The 4,664-nt window shown below is 70.7% G+C and carries 4 protein-coding genes; all 4 read left to right on the forward strand.

Features of this window, described 5'->3' with window-relative positions:
• Nucleotides 1-1,303: oligosaccharide flippase family protein (locus ACLQ6X_RS15565; protein ID WP_411701067.1), on the forward strand; the 1,303-nt coding region annotated here is incomplete at its 5' end.
• Nucleotides 1,300-2,451, forward strand: coding sequence for a glycosyltransferase family 4 protein (locus ACLQ6X_RS15570; protein WP_411701068.1), 1,152 nt, complete (start codon nucleotides 1,300-1,302; stop codon nucleotides 2,449-2,451). The genes ACLQ6X_RS15565 and ACLQ6X_RS15570, both read left to right, overlap by 4 nt.
• Nucleotides 2,448-3,518, forward strand: a complete 1,071-nt coding sequence (locus tag ACLQ6X_RS15575; protein WP_411701069.1) for a glycosyltransferase family 2 protein — start codon at nucleotides 2,448-2,450, stop codon at nucleotides 3,516-3,518. The genes ACLQ6X_RS15570 and ACLQ6X_RS15575 overlap by 4 nt, the downstream gene beginning before the upstream one ends.
• A gap of 4 nt (nucleotides 3,519-3,522) precedes the next feature.
• The coding region (locus ACLQ6X_RS15580; protein ID WP_411701070.1) for a glycosyltransferase family 1 protein at nucleotides 3,523-4,664 on the forward strand (1,142 nt) is incomplete at its 3' end.

A 4,664-nucleotide genomic window follows, 5' to 3' on the forward strand; every position in this document is an offset into this window, starting at 1 on the left:
CGCCCGCTCCGACCTCGACGAGCGGGCGATCGCGCCGACCGTGGCCACCATCTCCATCGTCTCGAGCCTGACGCTCGCCGGCCTCGTCGCCTGGTTCGCCGAGCCGATCGCCGTCGCGCTCGGCTCGGCGGAGGCCACCGAGCCGATCCGGGTCATGGCGCTCTGCGTCGCCATGATCGGCCCGTTCGCGGTTCCGGGCGCGCAGTTGCAGCGCGAGTTCCGCCAAGACCTGGTCTTCCGCGCCAATATCATCGCGTTCGTGCCGTCGGCGGCCACGCTCATCGTCATATCGCTGCTCGGCGAAGGCGCGCTCGGGTTTGCCTGGTCGCGGGTCGTCGGGCAGCTGGTGATCGGAACGCTGATGTTCCTGAGCGTGTCGACGCGCTACCGCCCGGGACTCGACGTGCGGCTCGTCGGTGGGCTGCTGAGGTTCGGGTTGCCGCTCGCCCTCGCCAACCTGCTCAGCCAGGTGCTGCTCAACGTCGACTACGTCTTCGTCGGCCGCATGCTCGGGGTCGCCGACGTGGGACTGTACAACCTCGCCTTCAATATCTGTATGTGGTCGACCGCCACCGTCGCATCCGTTCTCAACGGCATCGTCCTTCCCGCGTTCTCCCACGTGCGCGCCACCGGGGGCAGCCTGCCCGACGCCCTCGCCCGGGCCGTGCGCACGGTCGCGTTCATCGCCTGCCCGATCGGCGCGGTGACCCTCGCACTCGCCTCGCCGCTCATCGTCACGGTGTACGGCGCGAAATGGGAGGGAGCGGCGCCCGTGCTCGGCGTGCTCAGCGTGTACGGGGTGGTCTCGGTGATCACGCTGCTGCTCGCCAACGTGATCATCTCGACGGGGCGCACCGGCATCCTCTTCACCGTGCAGGTCGTCGCCCTCGTCTGCCTGCTTCCCGCTCTGTGGACGGGAGTCACCCTCGGCGGACTCGTCGGTGTCGGCGTCGCGCACATCGCCGTCATCCTGTTCGCGACGCTTCCCCTCTACCTGGTCGCCATAAGACGTTCCCTCGGCACGAGCCCGCTGATCGTCGCGCGGTCGATGCTGTGGCCGTTGATCGCCGCGGCGCTCGCCGGACTGGCGGGGTGGGCCGCGAGCCTCCCGCTGCCGAACGCGCCGCTGCAGCTGCTCGTGGGCGGCATGGCGGCCGGTCTCGTCTACCTGCTGCTCACCGTGCGGATTCTCACCGACGTGATGCCCGCGGGGTTCGCCCGGCTCAGGGGAGTGCGCACCGTGGTGGGCCTGGCTGCAATGCCGTCGGAGCTGTTGTTCGCACGAAAGAAGGGCAACCGATGAGAGTGGGCCTGCTGTATCCGAACCCCGATCCGGTTTCGCCGTCGAACTGGTCGGGCACGCCGCACGGGCTCGCCGGAGGACTGCGTGCGAACGGGGTCGAGGTCGTGCCGATCGGCGCGAAGCTGCCCCCGATCGTGCACGAGTCGGTCGCTGTGCTCTCGCGTATCGGCGGCAAACGCGGGGCGGTGGCCGAGCGCACGATCGTGCGGCAGATCTCCCGAACGCGCGCGCTCGGGCGCCGGGTCGCGGCCGCCGCGCCCGGGCTCGACGCTGTCGTCGCGATGGGACTCGAGCTCTTCGACCTGGCCGCGGTGAAACCGGCCGGTGTGCCGTTCGTCACCTACGACGACGGCACATTGCTGCAGATGTGGCGCAACGGCGACTCCGACATCCGCCGAGCCGGGTTTCCCGAGGCCGAAGTGCACCGCTGGTTCGACCGGCAGGCCGCCTCGGCCCGCGCGGCGACCTACTGCGCGGTGAGTACCGCGTGGGCCGCGCGCTCCTTCGTCGACGACTACGGCGTGCCCGCCGAGCGGGTGCGCGTCGTGGGCATGGGGCACCGCCCGCGCGCGTCGGCGGCCGGCGAGCGCGACTGGTCGCACCCCCGCTTCCTGTTCATCGGCGTGGACTGGCAACGCAAGAACGGCGACGCGGTGCTGCGGGCCTTCGACGCCGTGCGGCGCAGCGTGCCACATGCCACCCTCGACATCGTCGGGGTGCACCCGCCCATCGACCTCCCCGGCGTGCGCGACCACGGGTTCCTGCCCCGTGACCGGCCCGAAGCGCAGGCGCAGCTCGACACGCTCTTCTCCACGGCGACCGCCTTCGTGTTGCCGAGCCGGTTCGATCCGTCGCCCATCGCCTATCTCGAGGCGGCGTCGGCCGGACTGCCCGTCATCGCCACGACGGAGGGCGGCGCGGGCGAACTGCTCGGGGACGCCGCGATCTCGGTACACCCCGCGGATGACGCGGCTCTCGTCGCGGCGATGATGCGTCTCTCCGACTCCGGTCTCGCGCGGACGATGGGTGCCCGCGCGAGCGCCTTCGCGGCCACCGCGAGCTGGGAACACGTCGCCTCCCGCATCCTGCAGACCCTCGACCCGGCGACCGCCGCGGTGGCCCCAACCCGACACAAGGAAAACCTATGAGACTCATGCCAGCGCGGTCGACCGCGAAGCGGGCTCCCCTCGTGACCGTCGTCGTGCCCTGTTACAACTACGGGCACTATCTGCCCGCCTGCGTCGAGAGCATCGTCTCGCAACCGGGCGTCGACACCGACGTGCTGATCATCGACGACGCGTCGACCGACAACAGCGCGGAGGTCGCGGCGCAGCTCGCCGAGAGCGTGCCGCAGGTGCGTTTTGTGCACCACACGACGAACCGGGGGCACATCGCCACCTACAACGAGGGGCTGGCCACCGTCGACTCCGACTACGTCGTGCTGCTCTCCGCCGACGACATGCTCGCGCCCGGCGCTCTCGGTCGTGCCACCGGGCTGATGGAGGCCAACCCGTCTGTCGGGCTCACCTACGGCAACCCGCAGCTCTTTCTCGACGCCCCCGTGCACCATCGCCCGCGGTTCACCTCCTGGTCTGTCTGGCAGGGCGACAGCTGGATCGACGCGCAGTTCAAGCGCGGCCTGAGCATCATCTACAGCGCGGAGGCCGTCGTGCGCACCAGCGTGCACCACACGGCCGGGTACTACCGGCCCGAACTGCCCCACTCCGGCGACCTCGAGATGTGGTTGCGCATCGCATCGATCTCCGACGTCGGCCGGGTGAACGGAGCCGACCAGGCCTACCGGCGCGAACACGCGGCGAGCATGATGCACACCTACTACGCGTCGGCGGTGGAAGACCTGCGCCGCCGTGACGGCGCCTACGAGTCGTTCCTCGCCACCGCGGGCGCGAACCTGCCGGGGCGGGACCGGCTGCGCACGACGGTGCGGCGGGGGATGAGCCGCGAGACCATCGAGTGGGCTCTGCACAACCGTGGAGCCGCCGACCCCGCAGAGATCGACGACGCGGTGGCCTTCGCGAAAGAACTGAACCCCGACTATGCGTCGCTGCGGGTCTGGCGCGAGTTCGAGCGGATGAACCGGCCGCCGGGCACCCCGGTCGGCCCGGCGGGCCGCCTCGGCGGATGGTACGACGCGAACCTGCGCGGCATCAGCAACAGCTACCACTGGCGCCGTTGGCGCTACTTCGGGGTGTGACGTCGTGAAGAAGACACCCCCCGTCGGCGAGATCTACGCCCGGCTGCGCAAGTACGGCGTCGCGGACGCGAGTCGCCGTGTCATCCGTCGTCTCTCCGACCGCCTCGATACGGCGTCGCTCGACTTCCCACTGCTCGCCGAAGACATCGCCGACTCGCACCGCCCACCCACTCTGGGCGCCGCGCCCAAGCAGCCGGGCGCCGCCCTGGACATCGGCTGGGTCTGCACTCCCCCGGCCGCGGGGTCGGGCGGGCACACGACCCTGTTCCGCATGGTCGAGGAGGCCGAGCTGCGGGGTCACCGCACGGTGCTCTACCTGTACGACCGTCACGGGGGCGACCTCGAGCGCCACACCCGCAGGATCCGCGAGTACTGGCCAGCGCTCTCGGCCGAGATTCGCGACGCGCGCGACGGCATGACCGGCATGGACGCCTGGGTGGCGAGCTCGTGGGAGACCGCGCACGTCATCGCCTCGCGGGTAACCGAGGGCGCGGCGCGGCTCTACTTCGTGCAGGACTTCGAGCCCTACTTCCACCCGCGCGGCACGCTGTACGCGATGGCCGAAGACAGCTACCACTTCGGGTTCACGATCATCGCGCTCGGCGACCTCGTGGCGCGCGAACTCACCGACCGTGGCATCGCGACGACGTTCGCGCCGTTCGGCTGCGACACCGATGTGTACTCGCTCGACAACGCCGACGGGCCGAGGTCGGGGGTCGCGTATTACACGAAGCCCGGGTCGGACCGCCGCGGATACCTGCTCGGCCGTCTCGCCCTCGAGGAGTTCCATCGCCGTCACCCTCTCGAGCCGGTGCACCTCTACGGCGACGCCTCAGACGACTGGAGCATCCCCACGGTGCAGCACAACCGGCTCTCGCCCGCGGCCCTCAACCGCCTGTACAACGAGACGAAGGCGGGGCTCGCCATCTCGTTCACCAACGTCTCGCTCGTGGCGGAGGAGATGCTCGCCGCGGGAACCGTGCCGGTCGTGACCATGGGGCACGCGCGCGACGACCTGACGAATCCGCACGCGGGATGGGCCGACGCCACCCCCGGTGCGATCGCCGACGCGCTCGGTGCCGTGGTCGGCCGCACCATCGACGGCGCCGAGCGACGGGCGATCGCCGGGTCGGTGCGCCGCGGGTG

It is taken from the genome of Conyzicola sp. (genome assembly GCF_046714715.1).
Taxonomy (GTDB): Bacteria; Actinomycetota; Actinomycetes; order Actinomycetales; family Microbacteriaceae; genus Conyzicola.